The 26,869-nt window shown below is 51.1% G+C and carries 38 protein-coding genes; 35 read left to right on the top strand and 3 right to left on the bottom strand.

The genetic code is table 11. The features are described from left to right. On the top strand, nucleotides 1–531 hold the full coding sequence (locus tag J1779_RS21685) for a lysozyme (protein WP_476655341.1): 531 nt from the start codon (nucleotides 1–3) through the stop codon (nucleotides 529–531). Next, nucleotides 528–980 (top strand): lysis protein, encoded by a 453-nt coding sequence (locus J1779_RS21680; protein ID WP_217204769.1) that lies wholly within the window; start codon nucleotides 528–530, stop codon nucleotides 978–980. Before J1779_RS21685 ends, J1779_RS21680 begins: the two co-directional genes overlap by 4 nt. A gap of 34 nt (nucleotides 981–1,014) precedes the next feature. Here J1779_RS21680 and J1779_RS21675 read toward each other — a convergent pair whose 3' ends face one another. Beyond that, nucleotides 1,015–1,230 carry a KTSC domain-containing protein gene (locus J1779_RS21675; RefSeq protein WP_217204768.1) on the bottom strand — a complete coding sequence of 72 codons (216 nt, stop codon included), beginning with the start codon at nucleotides 1,228–1,230 and terminating at the stop codon, nucleotides 1,015–1,017. 266 nt (nucleotides 1,231–1,496) lie between these two features. On the opposite strand from J1779_RS21675, the gene J1779_RS21670 reads away from it, so the two are divergent. The 33 genes from J1779_RS21670 to J1779_RS21510 all read left to right on the top strand — a co-directional run bounded on the left by J1779_RS21670 (nucleotide 1,497) and on the right by J1779_RS21510 (nucleotide 24,451). Further along, on the top strand, nucleotides 1,497–1,883 hold the full coding sequence (locus tag J1779_RS21670; protein ID WP_217204767.1) for a hypothetical protein: 387 nt from the start codon (nucleotides 1,497–1,499) through the stop codon (nucleotides 1,881–1,883). A gap of 105 nt (nucleotides 1,884–1,988) precedes the next feature. After that, nucleotides 1,989–2,171 carry a hypothetical protein gene (locus tag J1779_RS21665; RefSeq protein WP_217204766.1) on the top strand — a complete coding sequence of 61 codons (183 nt, stop codon included), beginning with the start codon at nucleotides 1,989–1,991 and terminating at the stop codon, nucleotides 2,169–2,171. A 14-nt stretch (nucleotides 2,172–2,185) separates the two neighbouring features. Continuing rightward, on the top strand, nucleotides 2,186–2,995 hold the full coding sequence (locus J1779_RS21660) for a hypothetical protein (protein WP_238485258.1): 810 nt from the start codon (nucleotides 2,186–2,188) through the stop codon (nucleotides 2,993–2,995). Further along, complete coding sequence (locus J1779_RS21655) at nucleotides 2,925–4,322, top strand: PBSX family phage terminase large subunit (protein ID WP_420804215.1); 1,398 nt, start codon at nucleotides 2,925–2,927, stop codon at nucleotides 4,320–4,322. The genes J1779_RS21660 and J1779_RS21655 overlap by 71 nt, the downstream gene beginning before the upstream one ends. A gap of 216 nt (nucleotides 4,323–4,538) precedes the next feature. Continuing rightward, nucleotides 4,539–6,008: a DUF1073 domain-containing protein gene (locus J1779_RS21650; protein WP_217204764.1), complete on the top strand. Its 1,470-nt coding sequence runs from the start codon at nucleotides 4,539–4,541 to the stop codon at nucleotides 6,006–6,008. A gap of 70 nt (nucleotides 6,009–6,078) precedes the next feature. Further along, nucleotides 6,079–6,612: a phage head morphogenesis protein gene (locus tag J1779_RS21645; protein ID WP_217204763.1), complete on the top strand. Its 534-nt coding sequence runs from the start codon at nucleotides 6,079–6,081 to the stop codon at nucleotides 6,610–6,612. Between the two features lie 39 nt (nucleotides 6,613–6,651). Next, nucleotides 6,652–6,927, top strand: coding sequence for a hypothetical protein (locus tag J1779_RS21640; RefSeq protein WP_217204762.1), 276 nt, complete (start codon nucleotides 6,652–6,654; stop codon nucleotides 6,925–6,927). 70 nt (nucleotides 6,928–6,997) lie between these two features. Beyond that, on the top strand, nucleotides 6,998–8,257 hold the full coding sequence (locus J1779_RS21635) for a DUF2213 domain-containing protein (protein WP_217204761.1): 1,260 nt from the start codon (nucleotides 6,998–7,000) through the stop codon (nucleotides 8,255–8,257). Between the two features lie 10 nt (nucleotides 8,258–8,267). Next, nucleotides 8,268–8,786 (top strand): structural cement protein Gp24, encoded by a 519-nt coding sequence (locus J1779_RS21630; RefSeq protein ID WP_217204760.1) that lies wholly within the window; start codon nucleotides 8,268–8,270, stop codon nucleotides 8,784–8,786. Nucleotides 8,787–8,796: 10 nt separating this feature from the next. Next, a complete protein-coding gene (locus tag J1779_RS21625) occupies nucleotides 8,797–9,744 on the top strand; it encodes a DUF2184 domain-containing protein (protein ID WP_217204759.1) in 948 nt (315 codons plus the stop codon). A 40-nt stretch (nucleotides 9,745–9,784) separates the two neighbouring features. Then, complete coding sequence (locus tag J1779_RS21620) at nucleotides 9,785–10,177, top strand: STY1053 family phage-associated protein (RefSeq protein ID WP_217204758.1); 393 nt, start codon at nucleotides 9,785–9,787, stop codon at nucleotides 10,175–10,177. Next, on the top strand, nucleotides 10,146–10,553 hold the full coding sequence (locus tag J1779_RS21615; RefSeq protein ID WP_217204757.1) for a DUF4054 domain-containing protein: 408 nt from the start codon (nucleotides 10,146–10,148) through the stop codon (nucleotides 10,551–10,553). The genes J1779_RS21620 and J1779_RS21615 overlap by 32 nt, the downstream gene beginning before the upstream one ends. After that, nucleotides 10,550–11,056, top strand: a complete 507-nt coding sequence (locus tag J1779_RS21610) for a hypothetical protein (protein ID WP_217204756.1) — start codon at nucleotides 10,550–10,552, stop codon at nucleotides 11,054–11,056. The genes J1779_RS21615 and J1779_RS21610 overlap by 4 nt, the downstream gene beginning before the upstream one ends. Beyond that, nucleotides 11,056–11,442, top strand: coding sequence for a head-tail adaptor (locus tag J1779_RS21605; protein ID WP_217204755.1), 387 nt, complete (start codon nucleotides 11,056–11,058; stop codon nucleotides 11,440–11,442). The genes J1779_RS21610 and J1779_RS21605 overlap by 1 nt, the downstream gene beginning before the upstream one ends. Beyond that, nucleotides 11,435–11,977, top strand: coding sequence for a phage neck terminator protein (locus J1779_RS21600; RefSeq protein ID WP_217204754.1), 543 nt, complete (start codon nucleotides 11,435–11,437; stop codon nucleotides 11,975–11,977). The genes J1779_RS21605 and J1779_RS21600 overlap by 8 nt, the downstream gene beginning before the upstream one ends. Nucleotides 11,978–11,980: 3 nt before the next feature. Next, entirely contained in the window at nucleotides 11,981–13,471 is a 1,491-nt protein-coding gene (locus tag J1779_RS21595; protein ID WP_217204753.1) for a DUF3383 domain-containing protein, read from the top strand. A 9-nt stretch (nucleotides 13,472–13,480) separates the two neighbouring features. After that, nucleotides 13,481–13,921, top strand: a complete 441-nt coding sequence (locus tag J1779_RS21590) for a DUF3277 family protein (protein WP_056779060.1) — start codon at nucleotides 13,481–13,483, stop codon at nucleotides 13,919–13,921. 3 nt (nucleotides 13,922–13,924) lie between these two features. After that, the gene (locus tag J1779_RS21585; protein ID WP_217204752.1) at nucleotides 13,925–14,350 is read left to right on the top strand and encodes a phage tail assembly chaperone; all 426 of its coding nucleotides are present in this window, start codon (nucleotides 13,925–13,927) and stop codon (nucleotides 14,348–14,350) included. 35 nt (nucleotides 14,351–14,385) lie between these two features. Beyond that, nucleotides 14,386–14,541: a DUF6889 family protein gene (locus tag J1779_RS21580; protein ID WP_217204751.1), complete on the top strand. Its 156-nt coding sequence runs from the start codon at nucleotides 14,386–14,388 to the stop codon at nucleotides 14,539–14,541. Beyond that, nucleotides 14,531–16,483, top strand: a complete 1,953-nt coding sequence (locus J1779_RS21575; protein ID WP_217204750.1) for a transglycosylase SLT domain-containing protein — start codon at nucleotides 14,531–14,533, stop codon at nucleotides 16,481–16,483. Before J1779_RS21580 ends, J1779_RS21575 begins: the two co-directional genes overlap by 11 nt. Further along, the gene (locus J1779_RS21570; RefSeq protein ID WP_217204749.1) at nucleotides 16,483–17,067 is read left to right on the top strand and encodes a phage baseplate protein; all 585 of its coding nucleotides are present in this window, start codon (nucleotides 16,483–16,485) and stop codon (nucleotides 17,065–17,067) included. Before J1779_RS21575 ends, J1779_RS21570 begins: the two co-directional genes overlap by 1 nt. A gap of 2 nt (nucleotides 17,068–17,069) precedes the next feature. Continuing rightward, nucleotides 17,070–17,375, top strand: a complete 306-nt coding sequence (locus J1779_RS21565; RefSeq protein WP_217204889.1) for a phage baseplate plug family protein — start codon at nucleotides 17,070–17,072, stop codon at nucleotides 17,373–17,375. Nucleotides 17,376–17,384: 9 nt separating this feature from the next. Further along, entirely contained in the window at nucleotides 17,385–18,449 is a 1,065-nt protein-coding gene (locus J1779_RS21560) for a hypothetical protein (protein ID WP_217204748.1), read from the top strand. Nucleotides 18,450–18,452: 3 nt separating this feature from the next. Then, nucleotides 18,453–18,797 carry a hypothetical protein gene (locus tag J1779_RS21555; protein ID WP_217204747.1) on the top strand — a complete coding sequence of 115 codons (345 nt, stop codon included), beginning with the start codon at nucleotides 18,453–18,455 and terminating at the stop codon, nucleotides 18,795–18,797. A gap of 54 nt (nucleotides 18,798–18,851) precedes the next feature. Next, nucleotides 18,852–19,298, top strand: a complete 447-nt coding sequence (locus J1779_RS21550; RefSeq protein WP_217204746.1) for a hypothetical protein — start codon at nucleotides 18,852–18,854, stop codon at nucleotides 19,296–19,298. Continuing rightward, entirely contained in the window at nucleotides 19,295–19,759 is a 465-nt protein-coding gene (locus J1779_RS21545) for a hypothetical protein (RefSeq protein ID WP_217204745.1), read from the top strand. Before J1779_RS21550 ends, J1779_RS21545 begins: the two co-directional genes overlap by 4 nt. Nucleotides 19,760–19,813: 54 nt before the next feature. After that, nucleotides 19,814–20,569 carry a Gp138 family membrane-puncturing spike protein gene (locus J1779_RS21540; protein WP_217204744.1) on the top strand — a complete coding sequence of 252 codons (756 nt, stop codon included), beginning with the start codon at nucleotides 19,814–19,816 and terminating at the stop codon, nucleotides 20,567–20,569. Beyond that, nucleotides 20,566–20,919: a contractile injection system sheath initiator gene (locus J1779_RS21535; protein ID WP_217204743.1), complete on the top strand. Its 354-nt coding sequence runs from the start codon at nucleotides 20,566–20,568 to the stop codon at nucleotides 20,917–20,919. Before J1779_RS21540 ends, J1779_RS21535 begins: the two co-directional genes overlap by 4 nt. Beyond that, the gene (locus J1779_RS21530) at nucleotides 20,916–22,115 is read left to right on the top strand and encodes a baseplate J/gp47 family protein (RefSeq protein ID WP_217204888.1); all 1,200 of its coding nucleotides are present in this window, start codon (nucleotides 20,916–20,918) and stop codon (nucleotides 22,113–22,115) included. The genes J1779_RS21535 and J1779_RS21530 overlap by 4 nt, the downstream gene beginning before the upstream one ends. Next, a complete protein-coding gene (locus J1779_RS21525) occupies nucleotides 22,112–22,792 on the top strand; it encodes a DUF2612 domain-containing protein (protein WP_217204742.1) in 681 nt (226 codons plus the stop codon). The genes J1779_RS21530 and J1779_RS21525 overlap by 4 nt, the downstream gene beginning before the upstream one ends. After that, nucleotides 22,792–23,679, top strand: a complete 888-nt coding sequence (locus tag J1779_RS21520) for a gp53-like domain-containing protein (protein WP_217204741.1) — start codon at nucleotides 22,792–22,794, stop codon at nucleotides 23,677–23,679. Before J1779_RS21525 ends, J1779_RS21520 begins: the two co-directional genes overlap by 1 nt. Further along, entirely contained in the window at nucleotides 23,676–24,095 is a 420-nt protein-coding gene (locus J1779_RS21515; protein WP_217204740.1) for a tail fiber assembly protein, read from the top strand. Before J1779_RS21520 ends, J1779_RS21515 begins: the two co-directional genes overlap by 4 nt. A 152-nt stretch (nucleotides 24,096–24,247) precedes the next feature. Then, the gene (locus J1779_RS21510) at nucleotides 24,248–24,451 is read left to right on the top strand and encodes a hypothetical protein (RefSeq protein WP_217204739.1); all 204 of its coding nucleotides are present in this window, start codon (nucleotides 24,248–24,250) and stop codon (nucleotides 24,449–24,451) included. Between the two features lie 884 nt (nucleotides 24,452–25,335). On the opposite strand, the gene J1779_RS21505 is transcribed toward J1779_RS21510, so the two are convergent. Both J1779_RS21505 and J1779_RS21500 read right to left on the bottom strand, forming a co-directional pair. After that, nucleotides 25,336–26,391, bottom strand: a complete 1,056-nt coding sequence (locus J1779_RS21505) for a phage integrase (protein ID WP_217204738.1) — start codon at nucleotides 26,389–26,391, stop codon at nucleotides 25,336–25,338. A 138-nt stretch (nucleotides 26,392–26,529) separates the two neighbouring features. Further along, on the bottom strand, nucleotides 26,530–26,751 hold the full coding sequence (locus tag J1779_RS21500) for a DNA-binding transcriptional regulator (RefSeq protein WP_217204737.1): 222 nt from the start codon (nucleotides 26,749–26,751) through the stop codon (nucleotides 26,530–26,532). Nucleotides 26,752–26,869: the final 118 nt, after the last annotated feature.

Here is a 26,869-nt window from a genome sequence, read left to right as displayed (position 1 = left end):
GTGGCAAACCTTAAAACGAAACTCAGTGCCGCAATGCTGGCGCTGATTGCTGCTGGCGCAAGCGCACCTGTGCTGATGGAACAATTCCAAAAAGAGAAAGAAGGCACCAGCCTGATAGCCTATCAGGATCAGGGCGGCGTCTGGACTATCTGCGGTGGCGTTACCTCTGTGAATGGGAAGCCTGTGTTCAAGGGCATGAAATTAACCTGGGCGCAGTGCGACACCATCGATAAAGCAGAGCAGGCCAAAGCGTTGGATTGGGTTGATAAAAACATTCACGTTCAACTTACTCCTCCCCAGAAAGTCGGTATCGCTTCCTTTTGCCCTTGGAACATCGGCCCGGGAAAATGCTTCCCTTCGACGTTCTACCGCAAAATTAATGCTGGTGATCGCCTCGGAGCATGCGCAGAGATGAAACGCTGGATCTGGGACGGTGGGAAAGATTGCCGAATTCGTACGAACAACTGCGCTGGTCAGGTCATCAGGCGTGCCCAAGAGAGCGAACTGACGTGCTGGGGGCTGGATAAATGACATTGAAAGCATGGATTGTTGTCGGCGTGGAACTCTTGCTCTCGGCGATGCTAGTTTACATTCTGCTGGGTGAGGTTAATAAACAAAGCGCCCGGGCTAATAAAGCAGCGTCGCTTGCACAGCAGCGGCAAGATACGATTAACGACATGCAGGTGCGACAGCGCGATGTTGCTGCCCTTGATGCGAAATACACTGGAGAGCTGGCAGATGCGAAGGCCAATATTGAAAAGCTGCACGATGATGTTGCTGCTGGCCGTAAGCGGCTGCAACTTAACGCAACCTGCCCGCACACCGACAAATCACCCGTCACCACCAGCCTGGATGATGGCACCGGCGCCAGACTTACTGACACCGCTCAACGGGATTATTTCACCCTCAGAGGTAGAATCGAAACCAGTAGAAAGATGATTGCCGGACTACAGCAGTACATCAGAGAGCAATGCCTATGATGAAAAAGCGAGGTGGTGACCTCGCTTAGATTAATCACCCAACTTTGCGATATGGGTAACCGGCTTTTTTGATATGAACATCAAAATACTGACCTTTTGACGGTGCATTCATTAGTGCCGTGTGAATGGCGGCTGGAACTCTAGAATATTGATAGATACCGCCTCCATGGAAGGCAATTTCCAAAGTGGAAGTTGCACTATCATAACCAACTGAATGAAGGTTTGAAGATGAAACAGGTTGACGAATCAAAGCAGGTTCCTCGTTTAGATGGGATGAGTCCCGAGGAAATCGTAAATCTTTTTAAAGGCTACAACTTTGTCGACGATCACGGTCATCGATTAAACAAATGCGAGGACTTCACAGATTTGGTTGAATTGGCGACAAGAAAAAGCGGTCAAAGACGCAGTAGCCGATCTGGTTGCTCTTAAAAATAAATTTATTTATTAAGGTTCTGCAAAAGGAATTCACTTAGTGCCTGTGATAATGTCACCTCAGTTTATTTTGAGGAAAATAATATGCCAGCAACTTCAATTATTATTAGTAGCTATTCTGCATTACTTGCCACATTAAATACATTTAAAGGCTTAGGACGTGAGAACGAAAAACAAGCCACAGATGCTATCCGTGCTTTAACGAAAGCAATCCATGAAACCGAAATCTATTTTTCCGAACGTGAGCATGGATTAGAAAGAGACAAGGCAAGAGAGGTTCAACTCTCTCGTTATTGGAGCGAAGCAGCGGAACCAGTAAGATTGATTGACCGGCAATTTTCAGATTTGTGTGCTCTTAAAGCAAAATATTGGCTTTTCCCTGATCATTATGATCGTGAATCGGTGAAAGCGCTGCATATCACGTTAGAGGGAATGAATGCCGGGTTACAAAAATTGAGATATTCGGAATAATTTCCAAAATTACTAATAAGCCGCCTCCGGGCGGTTTTTTTATGCCCATCGCAGTGAGTGTCGAGTGCGCTTAGTCCAATGTGCAGCAAAGCCTTAAGAGGAACCATGTCAAAGCTCAACCTTGAAATTTTCCCTCCATCTACTGCTGATGTGAACTCTGTTTTTTCTGAGATTGAACGTAAATATCGATGGAAAGCGGCAACACCGGAAACGGTCGCTGATATGGAGCGTGAAGCTGCTCGACTCATTCGCCGACTGATCACCACGAAAGTGACATTCGTTAAATAAACTCCGGAGGGGGTATGACAAATCCCGAGGAAAGCGGCCTTGAACGTGATTACTGCGCCGGACAACTTTCTCTTCGTGATTTGGCTGATATTTACGGCATCAGTGAAGGGGCGATAAGAAAACGCGCCAAAAAACACGGATGGGTACGCACTGAAAAGAAAGGTACGCAAAAAGGTACGCAGGTACGCAAAAGCGGTACGCAAAAAAAAACTGTGCGTACCACGGAAAAGCGCGCCACTTCTGACGATTCGGAAAAGAACGCAGCGGGGGAAACTCGGCCCCCTGAAAATACGAAACCGATTCGAGGCTCGCGTACCGATCCACCGGTTAACGCCTTCAAACCGAATAATCAGCTCTCCCTCAAGCACGGCGGCTACGCCCGGCGCCTGTTATTGAGTGACGAGGTGATAGAGGACGCAAAGGCGCTTACGCTCGACGACGAACTCTTTCGCTTGCGCGCCAGCAACCTGGTCGCCTCGGAAAATATCGGGCGCTGGAAAACTGAACTTGAAGACGCCAATCCCGACGAGATAAAAGGGCTGCTTGAAAAAATCAGCTCGGCTGACAAAGCCATGATGCGCAATACCGTTCGAATTGAGTCGATAGAGGGCACCACCGCAACAATCCGCAAGGTATTCGCCGACACAAATTATCGTGTGATAGCGGCGGAGAAAGTGGGGCTCGAAGTCGATCGTCTTAAACTCGAACTCGGTGATCCGAATAATGACGCCTCTGGCGGTCTGGATGATTTCTATGCTGACAACCCAACGTCCCTCCCTGAATCCGGCGCTAAGGCCGTTTTGGACAACCAAGGCGAGGAATAAGGTGCTTTACGGTGGCCGCGCTTCGAGTAAGTCGTGGGATGCTGCCGGAATGGCAATTTTTCTCGCGGATAAGTACAAACTGCGTTTTCTCTGCACACGCCAGATCCAGAATAAAATCGATGAGTCTGTTTATGCTCTGCTGAAAATTCAGATTGAGCGCTTCGGACTTAGGCACCGCTTCCGTATCCTCGACAATAAAATCATCAACCGTTTTACCGGTAGTGAATTTATGTTTTACGGGCTGTGGCGCCACGTCAGTGAGATTAAATCTCTGGAGAGCATTGATGTGCTCTGGAACGAAGAGGCCCACGGAATTACCGAGGCTCAGTGGGAGATTCTGGAGCCAACAATCCGTAAAGAAGGGTCTGAATGCTGGTTCATCTTTAACCCGACGCTGGTCACGGATTTTGTCTGGCGAAATTTCGTCGTTGATCCGCCGGCTGACACCATCGTCAGGAAAATTAATTACGACGAGAACGGCTTCCTGAGCCAAACCATGCAAAACGTCATTGCGGCGGCAAAGCAGCGTGACCCTGAAGTATTTGAACACGTATACCTCGGCGTTCCTCGCACCGATGATGATCAGGCGATCATCAAGCTTTCATGGGTTGAAGCGGCGATAGATGCACATAAAAAACTAGGATTTGCACCGAGCGGCCGTAAGCGTATCGGGTTCGACGTTGCAGACAGCGGCGCGGATAAATGCGCTAACGTCTACCGCCACGGATCAGTGGCTTACTGGGCTGACGAGTGGAAGGCTAAAGAGGACGAGCTGATGAAGAGCTGCAAACGCACTTATCAGGCTGCAGCCGAACGCGGTGCTGAGATCGTTTACGACTCAATCGGCGTGGGCGCATCTTCTGGCTCTAAGTTTGCTGAAATAAACGAGGAGCGACAGAAGGAAGACCCCTACACCAGTCAGCCCATATCCTTTTCAAAATTTAATGCCGGTGCTGGTGTGCATGAACCGGACGACGAGTATCAGCCGGAGATCACGAATCAGGATTTCTTCGCCAATCTCAAGGCTCAGGCCTGGTGGATGGTGGCTGACAGGCTGCGCAACACGTACAACGCAGTAACTCATGGTGAGAAATTCCCCGTGGATGAGCTGTTGAGCATTGATGGTGATTGTCCTCATCTCGACAAACTGAAATATGAGCTTTCAACGCCGAAGCGTGATTTTGATAAAAACGGGCGCGTGATGGTAGAAACCAAAAAAGACCTGGCTAAACGCGATGTGCCTTCACCCAACATTGCGGACGCATTCATTATGGCTTTCGCACCTTTAGACAGCTCTTTGGAAGTGTGGGGAAGGTTGGGTCAGTAAATCGTTGGAAATGGCCAGTTCATCTAAATATTTTGCTATGCAAAAGCACCCCCGTTTTATGCACCGTTTATGCAACCCGTTCTGACCCTTTCACTCGGCTAAACAGCGATAAATACGCCTTAAGAGGCGACATTTTAATGTGGCTGATTCTGCCGGGGCGCTTAAGAGTCATTATGTTAAAAACCGTTTAATTTCATGAAAAATAGCGAGTAATACATGGCCCGTAAAAATCGCCGATCTGGCGTACAGAAACCCGTACGCACGGCTGACGGGTACAATAATTTCACGGCTAAACTCGGCGGGCGCACCGCCAATATCCAGACCGGCGGCAGCTATCAGCCCGGTTATATTTCCCGTAATCGCGTACAGCTCGAATTTGCCTACCGGTCATCGTTTCTGGTGGGCGCCGGCGTAGATGCTATGGCCGATGATATGACCCGCAAGGGTATCAACATAAGCTCAAAGCTAAAGCCCGGGCAGAAGGGGAAGTTTGAAACCTTCTGGGATGATATCGCCGCTTGGGACGAGGTGAACAACACGCTCAAGTGGTCGCGGCTATACGGCGGTGCGCTGATGGTGGTTCTCATCGAAGGTCAGGACATGAGTACGCCACTCAACCTAGACCGCATCAAGGAGGGCCAGTTTAAAGGGCTGATGGTGTTTGACCGCTGGATGGTCAATCCGAGTTATTACGATCTAATCACCGACTACGGCCCGGACTTTGGAAAGCCAAAATTTTATAAAGTGGTCACCAATCAGCAGGGCATTCCACCCTGGAAGATCCACCACTCCCGACTGGTACGCATGGAGGGCGACTCTCTGCCATTCCAGCAGGCGCAGACGGAGAACGGCTGGGGCATGTCAGTGGTTGAGCGCATCTTTGAACGCATTCAAGCCTTCGACACTGCGACCGTAGGCACTACTCAGCTAATCCACAAGGCGCATCTTCGGACCTACAGCATTGATGGATTGCGAAAAATCCTCGCTACTGGGGGCGCGATGGAAGAGGGGTTGAAAAAGCACATGGACATGATTCGTGAGTTTCAGACCATCGAAGGGATGACGCTTATGGATAAGAGTGACGAGTTCCAGACGCACAGCTATTCGTTTGCCGGTATCGCAGACGTCATCCTGCGCTTCGCTGAGCAGGTCTCAGGGGCGACGGGCATTCCGCTGGTTCGTCTGTTTGGTCAGTCACCTTCGGGATTCAGTACCGGTGATGGTGACCTTGAGAACTACTACAGCCGCGTGAACTCACTCCAGGAGCGGCGTTTGCGTCGCCCCATTCGCTGGTTGCTCGATATCTCCTGGCGCTCGCTGTTTGGCGAACCGTTGCCGGAAGATTTCACCTTCGACTTTAATAAACTCTGGGAAATGTCGGATACCGACCGGGCGACGATGGCCAGCAACGTCACGACCGCGCTGGCGACCGCTGTTCGTGATATTGGCATGTCTCCCGCTGCTGCGCTGAGTGACCTGCGTAACATGTCGGATGTGATCGGCATCGGAGGTTCTATCACTGACAAGGATATTGAAGATGCGAAGTCGCAGTGGGAGGAGCCTGAACTTGAAACCGGCGCTGCGCCGTCGTTCAGAAGTCCAGTATCAGAAAAGCCTACTGGGGATAGTCAGCCAAATAAACCAGATAGTAACTGGTTCCTACGATGGTTCCCAGGCAAGCGCTGACACCATCGCCGGACACCTGATCGACTATTCACAGGTTCTCGGCGATTGGTCTGCTCAAGTGGCGCAGAAAATGTTTCTGCAGGTAGAGCGGGAGGAGTGGAGTCAGTGGCGTTCGGTATCGGAGCAAATATCCGAAGGCTTACGCGACATCATGGGGAGTTCCCCCGTGGGGCAGGTAACGCAGGACATCGTGTACCGGCAAATTCAGCTCATGAAGTCGTTGCCTATGGAAGCGGCGGACCGTGTTAAAGACATTCAGGATCGCGCCATACAGGCGGTCATTAACGGTGAACGGCCAGACGCGCTCTACGACATGATCATGCAGTCCGGTGATGTCGCTGCCAGCCGGGCAAAGATGATTGCACGCACAGAGATCGGCCGGGCTACTGGTGCTCTGACTCAGGCACGCGCGTTATCTGTCGGGTCGGAGGGGTACTGGTGGCGCATTGAAGGTGCGGGGACGCGTGCCTCTCACAAGAAAATGAAAGATAGGTTTGTGCGCTGGGATAACCCGCCGACGCTCGACGGTATGACCGGCCATGCTGGATGCTTGCCGAATTGCAAATGTTGGCCTGAGATCCATATACCTGCTGGGAATAAATAGTTAATCTTAGTAACCCTTAAAACTTTTGACGGTAAAGTAATGAATTACTATATTTTTTTCGATAAACATGGGAATTCTAAAAAATTAGGTGTTAGCGGGGTTATGACCCATCATCGTCAGCCTTTCTTGATGGGACCAAAAGCCCCAAGTTACGAAGATTACCCAATCATAGAGTTTGAAACAGAAAACATTAATGGGGAAAAACAAAAGTATTTATTAGCTTATGAGGTTGTGCCCACAGAGGAAGTTATAATTGATGCCATCTTAAATTTAAAACTCCCCCCAGTACCTGAAAATGATATGGAAGAAGATTAAACGTTAATTTCACAAGACTAAACCCAGCCGAGGCTGGGTTTTTTTATGCCCGCAATTCAGCAGGTGACCAATGAAATATTTCTTCACCACCCGCCTGGGAGAGACGCGATTTTTGCAGGCGGATGGTTCGCTGCTTTGCAAAGACGTACCGATAGCGCGGACAGGGACACAAATCTACTTACCCGAAGAGATCGACCTCAAGGCTGACGCTACCGGAACCGTGACCGTTTACCGCCTTGAAGATGAAGTTTTCTCTCCTGAAACCATGGCGAGCTTCGAAGGGGTTGCCGTCACGCTGGGTCATCCGGAAGACGCTGACGGGAACATTGTCTTCGTTAATCCCGGCAACTACGCGGAACTGGCTCAAGGCCATATTCAGAACGTGAGGCGTGGCATGGAAGAGAAATCAAACCTCCTGCTGGCAGACGTTCTGGTCAAGCGGCAAGAGGCAATCGACGCCATTAACGCCGGGCTCAGAGATGTGAGCTGCGGTTACAACGCGCTCTATAAGCAGCTGGCGCCGGGCAAGGGCAAGCAATACCAAATCACTGGAAACCATCTGGCTGTCGGTATCGACAGAGGCCGGGCGGGTTCTCGCTGTGCAATCGGGGATTCTGCCCCATCCATATCTGCGAAAAAGGAGAAGCCTGCAATGTCATGGCTGAAAAAACTGGCTACGGCCATCAAAACGAAAGATGAGGATGCTTTGCAGAAGCTCATCGACGAAGCACCGGACATGCCATCTGATGGTATGGGCTCTATCCCCGGCGTCACCATCAACATGAACACGCCCGCGCAGGCGACATCGCTACCGGCGGAAAATAAAACCACGGTTGACGATAAGCCCGATCCGGAAAAAACCGGTGATGAAGAAGTCCCCGCGTGGGCTCAGGCGCTCATTGCCCGGTTGGATAAGCTGGAAGGTAAAACGGCGGACGCCAACCCTGACGATCTGCCAACCACCGATGAAGATATCGAAGAGGACAAGAAGGTCACGGGTGACGCTGCGTACAAGCGCAACATTATCGCTGATGCTGAAATCCTTTCTCCTGGCTTTGCGCCAGCGGGTGATAAAGGCCTGAAACGCCAGGCGCTGAATCACGCCGTGCGCACCGGTGACAGCCTGAAAGGTTTTGGGGTGTCTGATTTCACTAAAGCGCCTAAGGCCACGGTAGATGCAGTCTTTGCCGCTGCCGTGACGCTGAATAAGGCAAAAAACCATATCGCGCCGCTCAGTCAGAGTAAGCGAACCGGCGACGGCGCACGCGGTCCGGTGACCCCTTCTGAACTGAACAAAATCAACGCCGATTTCTGGAAACGCAACCAATAAGGTAACCCCCATGGCTGGAAATGCTTATGTAAACCGGATGCCCCTTGGCATTTCCGGTGCAGTAACTCGCCTGCAGGATCTGACCGCTGAGCCGGTCATTCTCGATAACACCAAAGTGTTTGGCCAACTTGGCCTTGCAGGTAAATGGAGTGGAAATAAATTTGTGCCACTGGAAGACGGCGACACCGTAGATAAAGTTGCTGGCATCCTTATCCGCCCATACCCAACTCAGTCACAGGCCGATATCGCCTATCTGGGCGTGAATGCGGGTGTGACGGGCGACCGTCTGGCGCGCGGCTATATCTGCGTCAGCGTACCTCAGGCACAGGCCATTGCAGCCGTCAAAGGCGCGAAAGTGTATGTCCGCGTCTCTGGCGCCAGCACTGCCAGCCCGCTGGGTTCACTTGTGCTGACACCTGACGCTACTGCAGCAAACACTCCCGAACTGACATTGGCGAAAGTCATGGGTCCGGGTGACGGCATCGCTGGCGCTGGTAAAGGTCACATCGAAATCGCTTACAACATTTAAGGAACACTGAATGTTTACTATTGATAAAGCCACCACTGATGCGGCTGGCGCGTTCCTCGTTGGTGAGCTGGAACGTCTTGACCAGACGCTGAATCTGCCACTTGTCTCGTATAAGTGGTCCCGCGATATGCCGCTGCGCAGCGACGTGTCGATCGCTGATGAAATTTCATCGTTCACCAACACCGACCTGGCTGCTGCTGGTGGCGTGAATCCGAACGGTAAAAACTGGATCGGAAAAAACTCCACCGCGATCCAGACTACCAACCTTCTCATTGAAAAAACTCCGCAACCCCTCACGCTCTGGGGGATGGAATTGGGTTGGACACTGCCGGAACTGGCCTCTGCTCAACAGCTTGGACGCCCGGTTGATGTGCAAAAATACGATGCCATGCAATTGAAATGGAACATGGATATCGATGAGCAGGTTTATATCGGCGATACCGATCTGGGCATCACTGGCCTTCTGAATCTGGCTCAGGTTGTTCCTGTCGCTGCCGCAGCTGCATGGACGGCAACAACTGACCCTGACGTCATCGTTCAGGACATCAACCTGTTACTGACGTCGGCCTGGTTGTCGTCTGGTTACGCGATGTGTCCGCGCAAGGTGGGCATGGCGCCTGAACTGTTTGGGCTGCTTTCCAGCAAGAAGGTGTCATCAGCGGGGAATATCTCCGTTCTGGAATACGTGAAGATCAACTGTATCGCGTTTCAGGAGAACGGCGAGCCGCTGGAAATCGTCTCCATGAAATGGGCGAGCAAACGAGGATCGGCTGGTGCGCATCGCGTGGTGGCTTACACGCAGGATGAGAAATACATTCGCTTCCCGCTGGTGCCGCTGCTGAATACTCCACTGGAATATCGCGGCATTTACCAGTTGACCACCTATTACGGGCGTCTCGGTCAGATCGAAGCGCCATACGGCAACACCATCGCATACCTGGACGTTCCGGTAGCCTGATGAATGCGCGGGGGAAACCCCGCCATTTCTGGAGAAATTTATGAAATATTTCGTGTCCACCCCGGCAACGCTCCGCTTTGCTGACGGTTCTCAGGTTGAGCTGGTGCCCGGCATTCACAGTTTTGATAAGCAGGTTGCCGAACATTGGGCGTTTGGTGCCCATGCCAAAGCCGTCAATGATTCCGAAATTGAAAATCTGAACTCTGACTCTGATCTGACCCTGAAGGTTAATGTGCTGGAAACAGAAATCACCGACCTGAAAGCACAGGTGGCGACCAAAGACGGCGAAATCACCGACCTGAAAGCACAGGTGGCACTCCTCACCAATGCGCAGGATAGCGCGCTGACGGACGACGGCAAAACCGACGTGGTGCAACCCGATGCTGAACAGGAGACTGGCAATGCCAAAAAACAGTCTTCTTCCAACAAGTGATCAGTTCCGCACTGACTTCCCTGAGTTCTCTGACAAAACGCGCTATCCAGACCCTTCGGTAAATTTCTATCTCGCACAGGCTGACAATCTTCTGGATCAGGATCGCTTCGGCGACCAGTTCGTGTATCTCGCTGAGCTATTTACGGCGCATTACACGGAAATTCGCGGTCGGCGCAGCGCGCAGGCGGCTCTCGGCGGCGTTAATTCGTCCGGCGGCGGCATCTTGACATCAAAATCCGTGGACAAGGTCAGTGCCAGTTATGACGTATCGGGAATTATCAATGCTGATGCGGGTTTCTGGAACAACACCGATTATGGCCGCGAGTTTTTCTGGTGGTGGGAAATGTCTGGCGCTGGCGGGAGGCAACTCCTATGAAATCGGGGCTGACGGTCAGGGCTGATAATGCAGCGGCTGTTCTGGAGTCGCTTAAAAAACTCAGCGGTATGGATGTGCTGGTTGGTATTCCTGCTGAGAAAGCGACCCGGGAAGATGGTGAAACGCTCAATAACGCTGAGATTGGTTATTTGCAGTCGACGGGTGCAACCGTCCAGCTCGGCGGAACCACTGTTACTCTGCCGCCACGCCCCTTTCTTGACATGGGGATCGAGAACAACAAATCGCGCACGATTGAGTATCTGAAAGCGGCGGCAACCGCGGCGCTGGAAGGCAATTCAGAATCAGCGATGAGGGAACTCGAACGCGCGGGGATAATTGCCAGCGACGGCGCGAAGGCGGTGATCTCCTCGGGTGATCAGCTGCATCCTCTCTCAGAAAAAACCAAAGAACAACGCCGCGCTGATGGCATTCCCGGCGATAAGCCACTCTATGCGCATGGCTATCTCCTGCGTTCAATCACATATGTGGTAAGGAGCAAATAATGCCGCTTCTCGACGTGTCCGACGTGTTGCTGGATCCGGACTTCGTGGACACCACGCTGGTTTGCCATCGCAACGTCCAGACAACTGACGAAGATAACTTTCCGGTGAACACGCCGACTGATATTCCGTTTACAGGCGTCGTGACTGTCGACCGCGCGCTGAAAGCCAAACGCATGGCCGCCGGGCAGAACATCAACGGGGCAATTCTCATCGTGACGTCCTTTCGACTCACGCAAGGACAACCCGGTCTTGATGCGGATGGTGTGACGTATCGCGGGAGAGAATATCGCGTGACCTTCGTTGACCCTTACACCGCGTACGGTGCCGGTTTTGTTCAGGCTCACTGCGAGCTAATGGACTTTGACGGAGGGACGCCGATTGAGTAATGACTCTACTGCAGCAGGGTATCTGACGCCTATTGGTGACGTGCCGGCTTATGACCAGGAACTGGAACGTGAAATCAGCCGTTGGATACGTGGGCTGACCGGTCTGCATAAAAAACTGGTTTATCCGCGCTGGACTGACCCGCAAATCCAGATACCAAAGAACGGAACCACCTGGTGCGCCTTCGGCGTTACAACCGTGCCCGAAGATGCTAATCCCGCCTATGTCCAGTCAGATGAAAGTGCCGAACAGTGGTCGCATGAAACCGTCGATATTCTGACGTGTTTTTACGGTCCGCTGGGTATGGCGACCGCTACTCAGTTCAGGGATGGCCTTTTCGTTTCTCAAAATAATGATGAGTTGAAAAGAGTAGGTCTGACATTTAAGCAGTGTGGCCGGGTCCTGAGTCTTCCTGAACTCATCAATAACCAGTGGGTTCGCCGATATGACCTGACCGTTCAGTTGCGCAGGAAAGTCACCCGCACCTACGGCATCAAAACCTTCCTTTCGACCCAAGTACAATTTTTCGGAGACTAACCTATGCCTAACGGCTTATCTGTATCACGCGTTGTACGCGTGCAGGTTTCGCTCGCGCTGAGAGCCGCGCAGGGACGAGACTTTGGGGCGTTGCTGATCCTTGGCCCGTCTGACGTCATTCTTGCGCCGGAGGTGATGCGCCTCTACAACGATATCGAAAGCGTGGGCACAGACTTTGGCACTGCCGCTGAGGAATATAAGGCTGCATTACTATATTTCCAACAGTCTCCGCAACCACTGGACCTGTATATCGGGAAAATGGAACGCCAGACGACGGCCGCGACAGCAGGGAAATTAACGGGCGCTGTACTGACTTCAACCGAACAGACCCTGACTAACTTTACCGCTGTGAGTGATGGCGCGATCAAAATTTCGGTGGACGGAACTGTTAAAACAATCACCGCCATTGACCTCTCTGCGGTGACCAATTTAGCGGGCGTTGCTACAGCACTGCAGGCCAAACTTACCGGAACGGTGGTTGCATGGGTGGCTGGATCAAATCAGTTTACGGTGACCTCAGCGACCACTGGCGCAACGTCCAAAATCGGAATTCCGACAGCAGCCGGTACTGGCACCGATATAGCGTCGTTGCTGGGCATCAATGCTGCACATAATCCGACTGCAGTAGACGGCCTGGCAGCATCCTCCTCACCGTTGCCATCAGTGAACACTGCTCTGAATTACTCAGCAGACTGGTATGGGCTGGTAATTTCAGACCCTGCCATGACGGACCAGGACCATCTCGACGTCTCTTCGCTAATTGGTGCGGCCAGCGACTCACGGATTTACGGTATCACTACAAACGCGGCAGCGGTCCTCGACGCAACGAGCACTACCGACATCGCCAGCAAAGTTAAAGCAGCAGGCTATAGGCGCTCATTCGTCCAGTACAGCCAGGTCAACTATGCAGCGGCATCAGCGTTCGGTCGGGCGTTTACCGTTAACTTCCTCGGAAATAACACCACCATCACGCTGAAGTTTAAGCAGGAGCCAGGCATCACCGCCGAGACGGTTACCGCGCAGCAGGCTGATACCCTGCAAGCCAAAAACTGCAACGTTTTCGTCCGCTATGCCAATGACACCGCGATCATTCAGGGAGGTGTTATGGCGAATGGTGACTTCTTTGATGAACGCCACGGACTCGACTGGTTGCAGAATTATGTCCAGAACAATCTCTGGAACCTGCTTTACACCTCGACCACAAAAATCCCCCAAACAGAAGCCGGGGTTACACGCCTGCTGACCAATGTTGAACAGTCAATGGACCAGTCTGTGACAAATGGACTGGTTGCGCCTGGCCTCTGGAATGGTGGTTCAATCGGACAACTTAGCCCCGGCGACACGCTGACAAAAGGCTATTACGTTTATGCAGCGCCGCTCTCTACGCAGGCACAGGCGGATCGTGAAGCACGTAAGGCGCCCGTCATTCAGGTAGCCTGCAAGCTTGCTGGCGCCGTTCATTTTGCTGACGTTTTAATCGACGTCGTTCGCTAAGGATAAAAAATGCCGACTTATTCCTTTATTGATGTTTCAGCATCCATGACCGGCCCGACCGGCGTTATTGACCTGGGCTATGGCGCCGCTAATGCCGAGGAAGGGATCACCGTTGCGATGGCCGAAGCGAAGAACACCATGACGGTGGGTGCAGATGGCGAAGTCATGCACAGCCTTCATGCGGGTAAAGCCGGTACTGTTACCGTGACTCTGCTCAAAACATCGCCGGTGAATAAAAAGCTGTCTTTGGCGTACAACGCGCAAAGCCAGTCGTCTGCGCTGTGGGGTAACAACGTATTCGTTGTCCGCAACTCCGCATCCGGTGACCTGGTCACCATCCGTTCCGCAGCCTTCCAGAAACAGCCTGATTTCGCCAACGCCAAAGATGGCGGCACGGTGGCGTGGGTGTTTGACGGCGGCAAAGTGGACGAACTGTTAGGGGAGTTTTAATCGATGGAATTCGATATCAAAGGTAATACGTATCAGATCCGCAAACTGAGCGTGTTCGACCAGTTCAAAGTGTCCCGTAAGTTGCTGCCGGTTTTGTCCGGCATGCTCTCGGAATTCCAAGCTATCAAGACTCTGGCAGCGAAGAAAGATGCGGTCAGCATCATGGAGAAGGTGCTGCCGAAGATTGCACAGTCACTTTCAGACCTGAGTGAAGACGACGCCAACGCGGTGATCTTCCCCTGTCTGACGGTAACCTACCGTAAGCACGCGAAAGGATGGGCGCCGGTATTTCAGGACGGCGTGCTCGCGTTCGACGATATGGACATGCTGGAAATGCTTCAAATCGTCGGTCGCGTGGTGGGCGACTCACTGGGAAATTTTTTGCGCGAACTCCCTACAGCGCCGACGGACAAGCCACCGGAGGCATAACGCTCAACTCATTACCGGATAATCTGGATTTCATCATGCGCCCGACCAAGGCCTTTCAGCTCGACATGAAAGACCTGAAGTCGGGCGCTGTTGATCTGTGCGACATCGCTCTGATGAATGATTACCTCCAGATGGAAAACGATAACGAAGCGCGCATAGCGAAATGGAGAGCGGATAACGATGGATGCTGAAACTATTAAGGACTTCCTGATCAGTCTCGGTTTCCAAATCGATGACGCTGGCGCGAAGAAGTTCGATTCGGTGATCGTTGGCGTGACGGCCAATGTCTTCAAAATGGCTGCGGTAGTCGAGGGTGCCGCACTGTCCGTGGTAGCGTTCACTGCGAAGATTGCCAGCGGTCTGGATAATCTCTACTGGGCTTCCCAACGCACTGGCGCAACGGTGCAGGGTATCCAGCAAATCGGCTATGCCGTTTCACAGATGGGCGGGAGTGTTGACGGTGCGCGTTCCTCACTGGAGAGCCTGTCCCGGTTTATGCGCAACAGCCCCGGCGCGGAGAGTTTTTTAAACCGGCTGGGGATCCAGACGCGTGATGCCAAAGGCAACATGCGCGACATGGCAACCGTCTTCACCGGCGTCGGTCAGAAGCTCAGCAGCATGCCGTATTACCGCGCTAATCAGTATGCGCAGATGCTGGGCATTGATGAAAATACCCTGCTGGCGATGCGGCGCGGTCTGGGTAATTTCAGCGCGCAATATTCCCAGATGACCAAAGCCATCGGCTATAACGCTGATACCGCGGCGGTCAGTGCCAATAAATTTATGACCTCCCTGCACGCGTTCGGTCAGATGGCGGGCATGGCGCGGGATAAGATTGGTTCTAACCTGGCCGAAGGGCTGGCGGGCTCGATCGATAACCTTCGCAAACAAATTCTCGATAACTTCCCGAAGATAGAAGAAACCATCACGCGGGGCATCAAAGGCCTGCTCTGGCTGGCCGACGTGATTGGGCGGGTGGTATTCCGCTTAATACAGGCCGCTGGCGATATTCGTAACTGGTGGAAGGAGCTTGATAGCGGAACGCAACGCCTGATCGCCACGTTTGGCGGATTGATAGTGGCCTGGCGTATTCTTAACAGCGCGTTTCTTACCTCTCCGATCGGCATCATCACCACTCTGAGTGGCTCTCTGGTTCTGCTCTACGACGACTATAAATCGTGGAAAGAGGGCAGCAAAAGCCTTATTGACTGGGAAAAATGGCAGCCCGGAATTGAAGCCGCTAAAAAGGGATTGGAATGGTTCACCGATAAGCTGAACGACCTGAATACGGGGACGCTCACCTGGAAAGATACCCTAAAAAGTCTTTCAGACTTCATGAAAGGAGACTGGTCGAAGGCCATAACTGAAGCCATTAACTACGTGAATCTCAAGTTCAACGGTTTCTTCGAAGAGTTTGGACGAAAGCTCGCAAATAGCCCCTTCTGGCGGTTACTGCGTAAAGCTCACATCATGTCTGACAAAGACACTGAGGACATGCAGAACTTCTTCAGTGGGAATGTTGGTAACCCGGTACCGCCTGATCAAACCAGTCAGCCTGTGCAGTATGCCCAGTCAGTGCGCCGACCGCATGCCACAGAGTCAGGTTCTAAACTGCTCAACTTGTTGGAACCCACCCTGAATAAGCTTGAAGGGCTATACCAGCTTCCTGCTGGCCTGCTGAAAAGCGTTGCTATCACCGAGTCAGCTGGTAATCCGTTGGCTCAGTCTGGCGCTGGTGCTAAAGGCCTCTTTCAGTTTATGGATCCAACGGCTCGCGACATGGGGCTCAAGGGCAATGACGTCTTCGACCCGGTTAAGTCCGCACAGGCGGCCGCCAAATATCTCAGCCAGCTGATGAAGATGAATGGCGGCGATCTGGAGAAAACCTTGGCTTCGTACAACTGGGGGATCGGTAACGTCCAGAAGCATGGTATGGCGCTGATGCCTCAGGAAACCCGGAACTACGTGCCGAAGGTGCTCAGCAATATGCCAGGCAACCAGACGGTCAGTCAGGAAACCAACATCCATATTCATGGCGTAAGTGATCCAACCCGCGCCGGTATGGAAGTAGCTGACCGGCAAACCGGTGTTAATTCACGCCTCGCGCAGCAGGTATCGAGAGGGCCGCGTTAATGGACGTCCTATCCGTATTATTCAACCAGCGGTCGCGTAAAATTGGCCTGATCATCCCGGATGTGGTGGTTTCTGAAAAGCATCAGGACGCTTTAGAAATCACCGAGCATCCGGTGGAAATTGGCGCACCTGTCTCAGATCACGCTTATAAACGCCCGTCAGAAGTCACTATGGAAATCGGCTTTTCCGGCGGCGGCTCGCTGCTGGATTTTGCCGACACCTCAGCTCTCGGTATTTCCTTGGGCACCAGCCCGAAGGAGATTTATCAGCAAATTCGCGACCTGCAGGCCAGTCGGGTACCGTTCGATGTGACAACGGGTAAGCGGCAATACAGCAACATGCTGATCCGCGCCATCGATGTGACGACTGACCGGACCAGCGAGAACGTGCTGATGTGCGTGCTCACGCTCCGCGAGGTCATTATCTCTCAGACTGAGAGCATTACTGTGGCGGATAAAGCCGATATGCAGGAAGGCGTCAGCACCGCGTCATTGCAGAACACCGGCACTAAGTCTGTAAAGACCGCAAATAGCTCTCTGCTTTTGACGCTGTTTAGCGGCGCGAAGGGGGCGTTTGGATTATGACGATCAGCATCAGCGAAATCCCACTCTCGCCGGACAATCAGCAATTCAATATCAGCCTGGCAGACACCACTTACAAAATGCGTCTGCTCTGGCGTGATGCAGCTGGCTGGATCATGGATATGCAGGACAGCGGCGGTAACCCGATGGTCAGCGGCATTCCCCTGGTCACTGGTGTCGACCTGCTGGCGCAGTATTCCTTTATGGGGTTTGGCTTCTCGCTTTACGTGGGATGCGACGATGCCACGCAGGAATACCCAACGAAAATTGACCTCGGAAACGGCAGCCATCTTTATATCGTGCAAAATTAAGGAATACCCATGGGCCAGAACTGGCAGCGTCACTTTGAAATACAGTTGCTCGATGATAATGGCAAAGGGATCAGCCTGTCGGACTTCAAAGTTACTTTTGACATTGAGTGGTTCAACATAAAGTTCTCCCGCGTGGCCACCGTCAAAATTTACAACCTCTCCCAGAACACCAACAGCCGGATCCTGGGTGCTGAGTTTTCAAAGATAAAAATCATCGCCGGCTATGACGGGATTGCCTCGGCATTAGATGCCAGTCAGGTCGGCAAGCCAACAACCATAGATTCTTCGCAGGTAGGCCAGACCAACGGCCAGAATTTTGGAGAAATCTATAACGGGGAAATCCGGTTCTCGGTAACCGGGCGAGATAATCCCACTGACACGTTTATCATCATCCAGGCCATCGACGGGCACCGTGCGCTGATGAGCGCTGTGATGAATACGACGCTGGCGAAAGGTTACACGGTTAAAGACCTTTACGATCTGACCATGTCACATTTTGCCCCGTTCGGCGTAACAGCCGGGCAGACACCGGAATTCCCGACGACGGTATACCCGCGTGGACGTTCGATGTATGCGATGGCGCATGACGTCATGGATAATGTGGCTCAGCAGTGCAAAGCCACCTGGCAGATAGTTGATGGTCAGGTGCAGATGGTTGCGAATGATAAATTCATTCATGAAGCCATTGTGCTCAATAGCCAGACGGGCCTGATCGGCATGCCGCAGCAGACCATGGGCGGTGGGGTAAACGTCCGCTGTCTGATCAATCCAAATATTCGTGTGCATGGCCTGATAGAGCTGGATCAGACGTCAGTTTATCGCGCTTCTCTGTCATCGAACGACATTCAGATGTCCGGCGGCCGGATCACGGAAATCAACGACAACGGCAATCTGGTGGTCACCGGCGTTGCCAGCATCCCGCCCGCCAGTATTGCCACGGATGGTGTGTATATTGTTCAGTCGATATCTTATACTGGGGACACGAGAGGGCAGGCCTGGTACATGGATATGATGTGCGTGGCGCGAGGTTCTGCTGACCTTCAAACCAATTCTGCCTTGAACAGGACATACTGACTGATGAGTAAAATTTTATTGGCCTCGCTGGTTTTTCTGCTGCCTGGTTTGGCTTACGCGGATTCTCAGTGTGGACCATTTTATTTAGGAACCAGCCCGGCAAACGACGGATGGTCCCGCATCAATGGCGATAAGCCTAAGACCCAGAAAGTTACTTTTCTGAAACAGAAAGACGACTACAACAACATTAAAATGGAATGGGTCGTTGAGTCCTCAAAAGACGGCCAGTTGTATGGGCTCGAGTACATCAAGCGCAACGGGAAAGCGTTCCTGAATGCGCAGATACTACAAGCCAGTATGGATGCACCGCGCACGTATGGGACTTTCGATTGTCTGAAGATTAAATGACTTATCTGTTAAACTGCACGATAGCCATTTTAAAATTTTCTTGCCGGAGCGCGCATGGAAAGTAAAAGCAAAGTCCTCTTCGCCTATCCCGTAGCATACAAGGAGGATATGACTAAAGAGGAAATGTGCATCCCCTCACCTTTCTTAACGGGTTTTGAACCTGATTCAGTACAACCAGTTGTTATTACTGTTGGTTATACGATTGATTTCAATGGTCGAAATTTCATTTTAGTTTGTGTGGATAAAACAGGGGAAGAAAAGGATCGCGATAACATCACATTAGAAGGGCGCTCTGAAACACTGAAAGGCGGCTTTTTCAATAACAATACGGGTGTTTTTCTGTCCTCATTTTTTCTGCGTGATTTAAAGGTTACTACTTCTGGTTATTATGAAATCGAGGTTACCCTGTACGAAGCTGATGAAAATGGGGGAAAATCTGACGTAATAATTAATCGGCATACAAGCGAATTTTGGGTTCAAGTCAAGGTGCCTGAAGCGTGAGCAAGTTATATGCAGTGCCTCTTAATGGTGAGGCTATTGGTTCTTTCGATCACGAACCCCATATTAAAAATGGTGACAACGGTGGAGATGGAGGTGATGGTATGAATGATCGCCTTGAAAGGCTGGAAAAAAAGGTAGACTCATTAGAGTCAACCTTGTCGCGCCTGAATGAAACCCTAACAAAATTCGATCATCGCATTGATATACAAAATGAAAAATTCACGTCAGCGATGGATATTCAGTCCCAAAAATTGTCATCTGCTATTGAGATTCAAGGAGAAAAACTTGCTTCTTCCATTTCTCAGCAGACTCAATCTTTGACATCAGCAATTTCGACCCAATCCATTGAGTACGATGGGAAGTTGAAAGATCAAAAGTTGGGAATTGTGCTGTGGGTACTTGGGTTGCCTAGCGTTATCTTCGGTTTATACAAGCTGATTGAGACGCTTTCAACCCGCTGATTTGCAGAATGACTAATCAACCCGCTTCGGCGGGTTTTTTTATGGGGTTTTTTAATGCCAATTCCATTTCATGATTTAAGCGGTGACCTGTCACAGACGCTGAAAGCCATAGGCGAACAGCTGAGCAGCAATTTGCGCGTTGCAGTTCCTGGCATAATCCAATCGTTTGATCCGGAAACGGTGACCTGCACTGTTCAGCCAGCGGTAAACGGATCGGTACCAGATGAAACTGGTGCTGAATCCGTTGAGGGCATCACGTTATTGGTTGACCTGCCTGTTATATTTCCGCGCGGTGGGGGCGTCACGCTGACGTTCCCGGTTAAGGCCGGTGATGAGTGCCTGGTAATTTTCTCTGACCGCTGCATAGATTTTTGGTACCAGAGCGGCGGCACCGGCGACGCGGTAGATGAGCGCCAGCACGATACCTCTGACGCTTTTGTTATTGTCGGCCCGCAGTCACAGGCGCAGAAAATCAGCGGGATCAGCACCAGCGCCGCACAGCTGCGTACTGATGATGGCGCGGCATTCATTGAAGTGGCCGCAGGTCATGACATTACCGTGAATACCCCCGGCAAGCTGACCGCCAGTGCGCAGGGCGGAACCGAAATTACATCTCCAACAATCGTGTTGAATGGTTCTGTGACGATTAACGGCTCGCTGAGCCAGGGCATGGGTCCGGGCGGCGGCAACGCTACAATGATGGGGCCGATCACCGTTACGAACGACGTTACCGCTGGCGGCAAGAGCCTGCAAAATCACGTTCACAGCGGAGTGCAGAATGGCGGCGGGCAGACGGGGAAACCGGTATGAGATATCGACGAGAAGACGCTGATGGTGATTACACATTCGGGCGGGGTGATAACACGTTTCTGATAAATTTGCCGGAGACGGTGGGGCAGGCGGTCAAAACGCGCTTCCTGCTCTGGCGCGGGCAATGGTTCCTCGATACGACGGCCGGTACGCCTTATATCCAGTCCGTGCTCGGCAAGCAAAATCCTGACGTTTACAACCTGGCCATCCGCCAGCACATTCTGCAGACGCAGGGTGTCAGCTCAATTATCTCCTTTGATACGTCCGTTGACAGCAGAACGCGGCGCGTTTCCTTTACGGCGACCATAGACACCATCTACGGCAAGACGTCCTTCACAAGCGAGGCATAATGCTCAATCTCGATACGCTGGGGCTCTCCGCTACGGTGACCGCCTCCGGGATCAGTGCGCCCGATTATCAGACCATCCTCTCCACGGTGACCGGATATTTTCAACAGATTTACGGTACCGACGCGTATCTTGAGCCTGACGGAAAAGACGGCCAAATGATTGCCCTGTACGCGCTGGCGATCCACGACGCGAATAACACAGCTATCGCTGTATATAACTCATTCTCTCCGACCACCGGTTTCGGGAATGGGCTCGCCAGCAACGTGAAAATTAATGGCATTGCCCGTGACCCGGCGAACAACTCAACGGTAGATCTGCTGATCACCGGCACCATCGGGCTGGAGATTGTCAACGGTTCGGCGAAGGATGCCAACAACATCACCTGGTCGCTTCCGGCATCGGTGGTGATCGGTACCGGCGGAACGGTGATTGTGACCGCGACGTGTGCGACGGCTGGCGCTGTTGCCGCGCTGGCCGGGACGATTACAGGCATCAACACCCCCACGCGCGGGTGGGTATCAGTCACGAACCCGAATGCGGCCACTGTTGGGGCTGCGGCTGAAACGGATGCGGCGCTGCGCATTCGACAGGCGCAGAGCGTGGCGCTGGCCTCGATAACGCCTTTCGATGCGCTGGATGGTGCTATCGCTAATATCTCAGGCGTGACCCGTCACAAGCTCTACGAGAACGATACTGGCGCGGTGGATGCCAACGGCCTGCCAGCTCACTCGATCACCGCGGTTATTGACGGCGGTGATGCAAATGAAATAGCGACCACAATACAGCTGAAAAAAGGGCAGGGTGTCACTCCGAATGGCACCACGCAAATTACCGTGGCTGATAAATACGGGAATCCTCACGTAATTGGGTTCAACCGCCCGGTTCCAGTACCAGTTTATATTGCTATTTCACTTCAGGCCTTTACGGGCTACACCACGCAGATCGGCGAAGATATTAAAACGGCCATTGCTGCGTATATCAATGCGCTGACCATTGGTGATGACGTGTTATTAAGCCGCGTTTATTCACCGGCAAACCTCGGTGTGGTTAGTGGGGGAGAAAGTCGATATTACGACATCACCAGTTTGATGATTGGCAAAAGCGCCGGGACGGTTGCAGCCGCGAATATCACTATCGGTTACAGCGAGTCAGCAACCTGCGATGTGAATAACATCAGCATTACGGTGACGTCATGAGCAAATACACCGACCTCATCACTAATTATCACAGCCAGAAGCCGCTATTTGTTAACCACATTGACCTGATAACCCGGCCACTAACAGACGCGTCGAATGTAATGACATCGCTTATCAGGGAATTTGATATTGATGAAGCGATCGGTGTCCAGTTGGACACCCTCGGTAAGTGGATTGGCAGAACGCGAGTAGTGAGCCAGCCAATTTCTGGCGTTTATTTTTCCTTTGACACGGACGGTTTGGGGTTCGATCAGGGAGTATGGCAGGGGCCGTATGATCCTGACGCTGGATTTACGAACTTGAGCGATGAAACTTACCGCATCGTCTTGAAAGCAAAAATTGCGATTAACCACTGGAATGGAACAAACGAAACACTACCGGCAATTCTCGATACGGCGCTGGCCGGTTCGGGCTTAACGATGCAGATCGTAGATAACCAGGACATGACAATTTCAGTTTGGGTATTTCCGGAAACCGACATTTCTAATGTTTCGCTCGAGCTTATCGCTGCAATTCGGCAAGGATACCTGACCGTAAAAGCCGCCGGTGTTTGGGCGGGCGACATTCAGACACCATCCATTGAAACCCCATCTGTAGGAAATAAATTTTTCGGGTTTGATATGGATAACGAATATATAGCCGGGTTTGATACTGGCGCGTGGGAGAAAACATTATAATGGCAACGAACAACTTTAAACCGTTTGGTATTGGCGCTGATGCAAATGTAATAGCACAGGCCGACTATGAAGCTTTGGCGGCTCTGCTATCTGGATTTCAATCCGGTAAAGCCAGTTCGGCACAGGTCAATAAAGCCATTCGTCAGGGCACGGTTATGGCGAGCGTGCTGGCGCAATTTATTGCAAATGCGAGTGGGAATGATGTTTTAGATAACGGCGATACAGCGACTTTAATATCCAGCTTAATTGCTGCACTTAAAGCTAATGGTGCAAATGATTTTCTTCAAACACTAAACAATCTTGTCGAAATTAAAAATGCTGGGGCTCCAGCCCAGGCTTCAGCAAGAACTAATCTTGGGTTAGGGAACGTAGCCACACTTAACACAGGTACTGCAGCAGGAACGGTGGCAACTGGTAATGACTCACGCATAACCGGATCACTTCAGAAAGCAAGCAATCTCGCCGATGTTCAATCAGCATCGTCTGCCCGTTCAAACCTTGGACTTGGCAGCACATCGGTAACAAATATAGGTACAGGTAGTGGCATGGTACCCGACATGTCGTCATTTACATCCGGTGCGTCAGGTGCGTCATTCTGGCAAAAATTGCCCTCAGGGATGCTAATGCAATATGGGTATGTTTTTAATATGTCATCAGGAGCGATAACAATTAATTACCCTGTTCCATTCGCTAGCCAGTTACGTTCACTTATTACGACCCCAACGGGCAATGTTAATGCAGGTAGCATTAACTCAGCAGTTCCAAGTCTAAACCCGGCGTCGGGAACGTCGCTTACTGCGTTTTCAGTTACGGGATATAACGCACCTGTTGGTGGCGGCGCACAAGTTGCAAACGTACTATTTTACTGGGAGGCAATCGGCGTATGAAATATTTCTACGGCAATAATAATTTTTATCCAACTGTAATGCAGGCGGAATATGAGGCTGCGGGTTCGTGGCCAGAAAACGGAGCAGATTGCGAAGAGGATGTTTTTTCTGTTTACGCTGGCGAGCCACCAACAGGGAAACTACGGGGAACGGATTCGGATGGGATGCCGTGTTGGATTGATGCGCCTGCTCCGACCCAGGCAGAGCTTATTGCTCGGGCTGACAATCAAAAACAGGCTCTTCTCAATGAAGCGAATACCGTAACGGATGATTGGCGTACTGAGTTGGCGCTGGGAATAATCAGTGACGAGGATAAGGCATCGTTGATTACCTGGATGCAATACATTAAAGCTGTGAAGGCAGTGGACACGAGCAAAGCGCCGGATGTGACGTGGCCCGTCAAACCCACCAAATAATTTTCTTCCTTTGCCGATCAGCGGCATAACAAAACGTTGCTGATCGGACTTTCCAAATTTTTAAAAACAAATCCCCTTTAGGCGTGACTCATACACTTCCCATAAGCATGCGTCAGGGCGTAAGGTTGGATGAAATTTCAGCGGAGGTTGGTATGGAAGATTCATGGCAAGAGGAAAAGGCTGCATTTATGGCCGGTGAGATAGGCGGCGCTGTCGTTGAGCTGGTAGTGGTGGGCATCGTCATTAGCAAAGATGCAATTGTTGATAGCCTGGAGGCGAAGAGAAGGGGGGTTGGTAACACGATTCACAAAGGGATACTGCGTGATGCGGCTGAGCTGGTAAGAAAGGGTAGTTAGCACTTAAAAAAGAGCCAGAGTTAACGTCGAGCTATCAGTAGAAAGCTACTCGCGGCCTCAGTAGGATTGCTGCTTATGCGTTAGCTGAAAATCAACTTAGCCCAACTTATTGGAATAACCAGCTCTTAGAGTAAAAAACCGCCCTATAGGGCGGGGACGCAAGCTTGTCGTCGCAAGGGGTTCCATCCGTGATTACATGAGGGTACATAATCACGGCAGTGAGTATATGTACTGTATAAAAATCCACAAGATAAAATGATGACTTGTTCGAAAAATGATTTTAAAGCGACCAAATCCATCATTAATCAGATTTTATAGATCTTTTTAACTTAACTATTGCCATGTTGGCATGAAAAAAATTAATTATGATAGGTCATAGATAGTTCTAATTAGACGAAAAAAGCCCGCGTTAACGGCGGGCAAAAATCAAAGGTATCAACATTACTTGCACTTCAGGACGGTAGTCATAACGTCCGTTTCAAATATTAGCCTAGCTTTAGAAATTCGCCATTTTCGGGCAAAAAAGAACCCGCCTCTAGGGCGGGCTTTTGTAAGGGTATGAATGATTTGCCTTGGCAGGCTTGCTGATCTTGTGTCAGCTGATTTGAGAATAGTGCAGTATGACGTTATTTTGTAATTTTAATACACTAAATTTCCCCGAATCGAAACGAATTACCTTCTAACTGTTTGAAATTAAACGAAGGAAAAAGTAACTATTGAAGGGTTACTTTTCATTTAAAAACACATTAACTATATGATTTTAAATGAAATTTAAACCTGAAAGCGGATAAAGGAATCGTATTCGGTCTTTTTTTTGTTGATTTTTAAAATCAACAACTTACATTTAAAACAAGCACTTACCTCAGTTCTACTTACCCTCAATGCTACCCATTTGGATTCCCCATCGCCATTTTATCGCCACTGATTTGAGCCAGCGGATTCATGTAAATAGCGTCTTCTAAGTGATCGGGGGCGAAGTGGGCATAGCGCATCGTGACGCGGATATCGGAGTGCCCGAGGATACGCTGTAACACGATGATGTTGCCGCCGGCCATCATGAAATGACTGGCGAACGTATGCCGCAGAACGTGTGTCATCTGTCCTTCAGGCAGCTCGATGCCCGCCAGCCTGATCACCCGATAGAACTGCTTATAGCAGGGCGAGAAGGGCACACCCTTGCGGGCGATAAGTTCGTCATACAGTGGGCGGGCAAGGGGAACGGTACGGTTCTTTTTACCTTTGGTATTGATGAAAGTGAGTTTGTACGGGGAGATCTGCGAGCTTTTGATTTTGGCGGCCTCGTTCCAGCGTGCGCCGGTCGAAAGACAGAGTTTAACGATCAGCGTTAATTCATCATTCCCATGCTCTTCACAGGCAGCCATGAGCCGCAGAATTTGTTCCTGGTTCAGCCATGCCATTTCGCGTTCCGGCTGATCAAACTCGCGGATATTCTCGAGAGGGTTTGGCAGCGACCATTCCCCCAGGCGTTTCAGCTCGTTGAACACAGCCCGCAGAAAAGCATGCTCACAGTTCACCGTGCCGGTTGACACTTTTCGGGTCGCCAGACTGGTACTGTAGCCATTATCAATCTCACCGCGCAGCCGCTGATCGCGATAATGCGCCCAGTCTTTCGGCGTTATGGTACTGGCTATCGGGTCACCCATGCCCGCGCTGATAATCTTCAGTTTGCCCAACCGTCCCTTTTTATCATTCAGAGAGCAGCCGTGCAGGCTGTACCAGAGATCGACCAGTTCGCTAAGCTTCCGCCGGTCTTCCCTCTCACCCAACCACGGTTTGTTCTTTGCCTGATCCATAGTGTAAGTCTCAAAGGAAACGGCTTCACCTTTGGTATCAAACTGCCTGCGGCATCGCTTACCTCCACTCCCGTTCGGGTAGCATTCACATAACCATTTACCGGTAGACAGCTTTCTTACACTCATCACATCCTCCTTTTTGAGAATGTGAATTTTACTGTATATAAACACAGTGTAAATGTTTGATTTAGTCAGGCGTATACATGTAAGGGGATTAATTCACTGAATCTATGAAAGTAAAAACCCGCTTTCGCGGGCTTCGTCTCAGTGCATTTGCAACGACTGCTGACTATGTTTATCCGGATGCAGCAGCACGGCATGAACAGTTCCTGGCTCAACGATAATGTCAGCAATCGACTCGTGAGTTTTGAACGTGCAGCTGCAATTGATATTCTGACACTGGTGATAACGCTCTTTGGTATTACTGCTGAGGTAACGGCTTGAACGGGCGTGAGCTGCGTGCTGGCATTTGGGGCAATGCATCATAATAATCACCATTTTGTCATTTTAAATCATATGTAATCATTGTATGTTATTGCTAAAAACATACATCCGGGATTACAGTGTTTTACATAACAGGTGACTAATTGCTCAAGGCAGACGA

It is taken from the genome of Rahnella rivi (genome assembly GCF_019049655.1).
Lineage (GTDB): Bacteria > Pseudomonadota > Gammaproteobacteria > Enterobacterales > Enterobacteriaceae > Rahnella > Rahnella rivi.
Note: the sequence above shows the minus strand (reverse complement) of the source record. Positions and strands in the feature narration are given on the sequence as shown.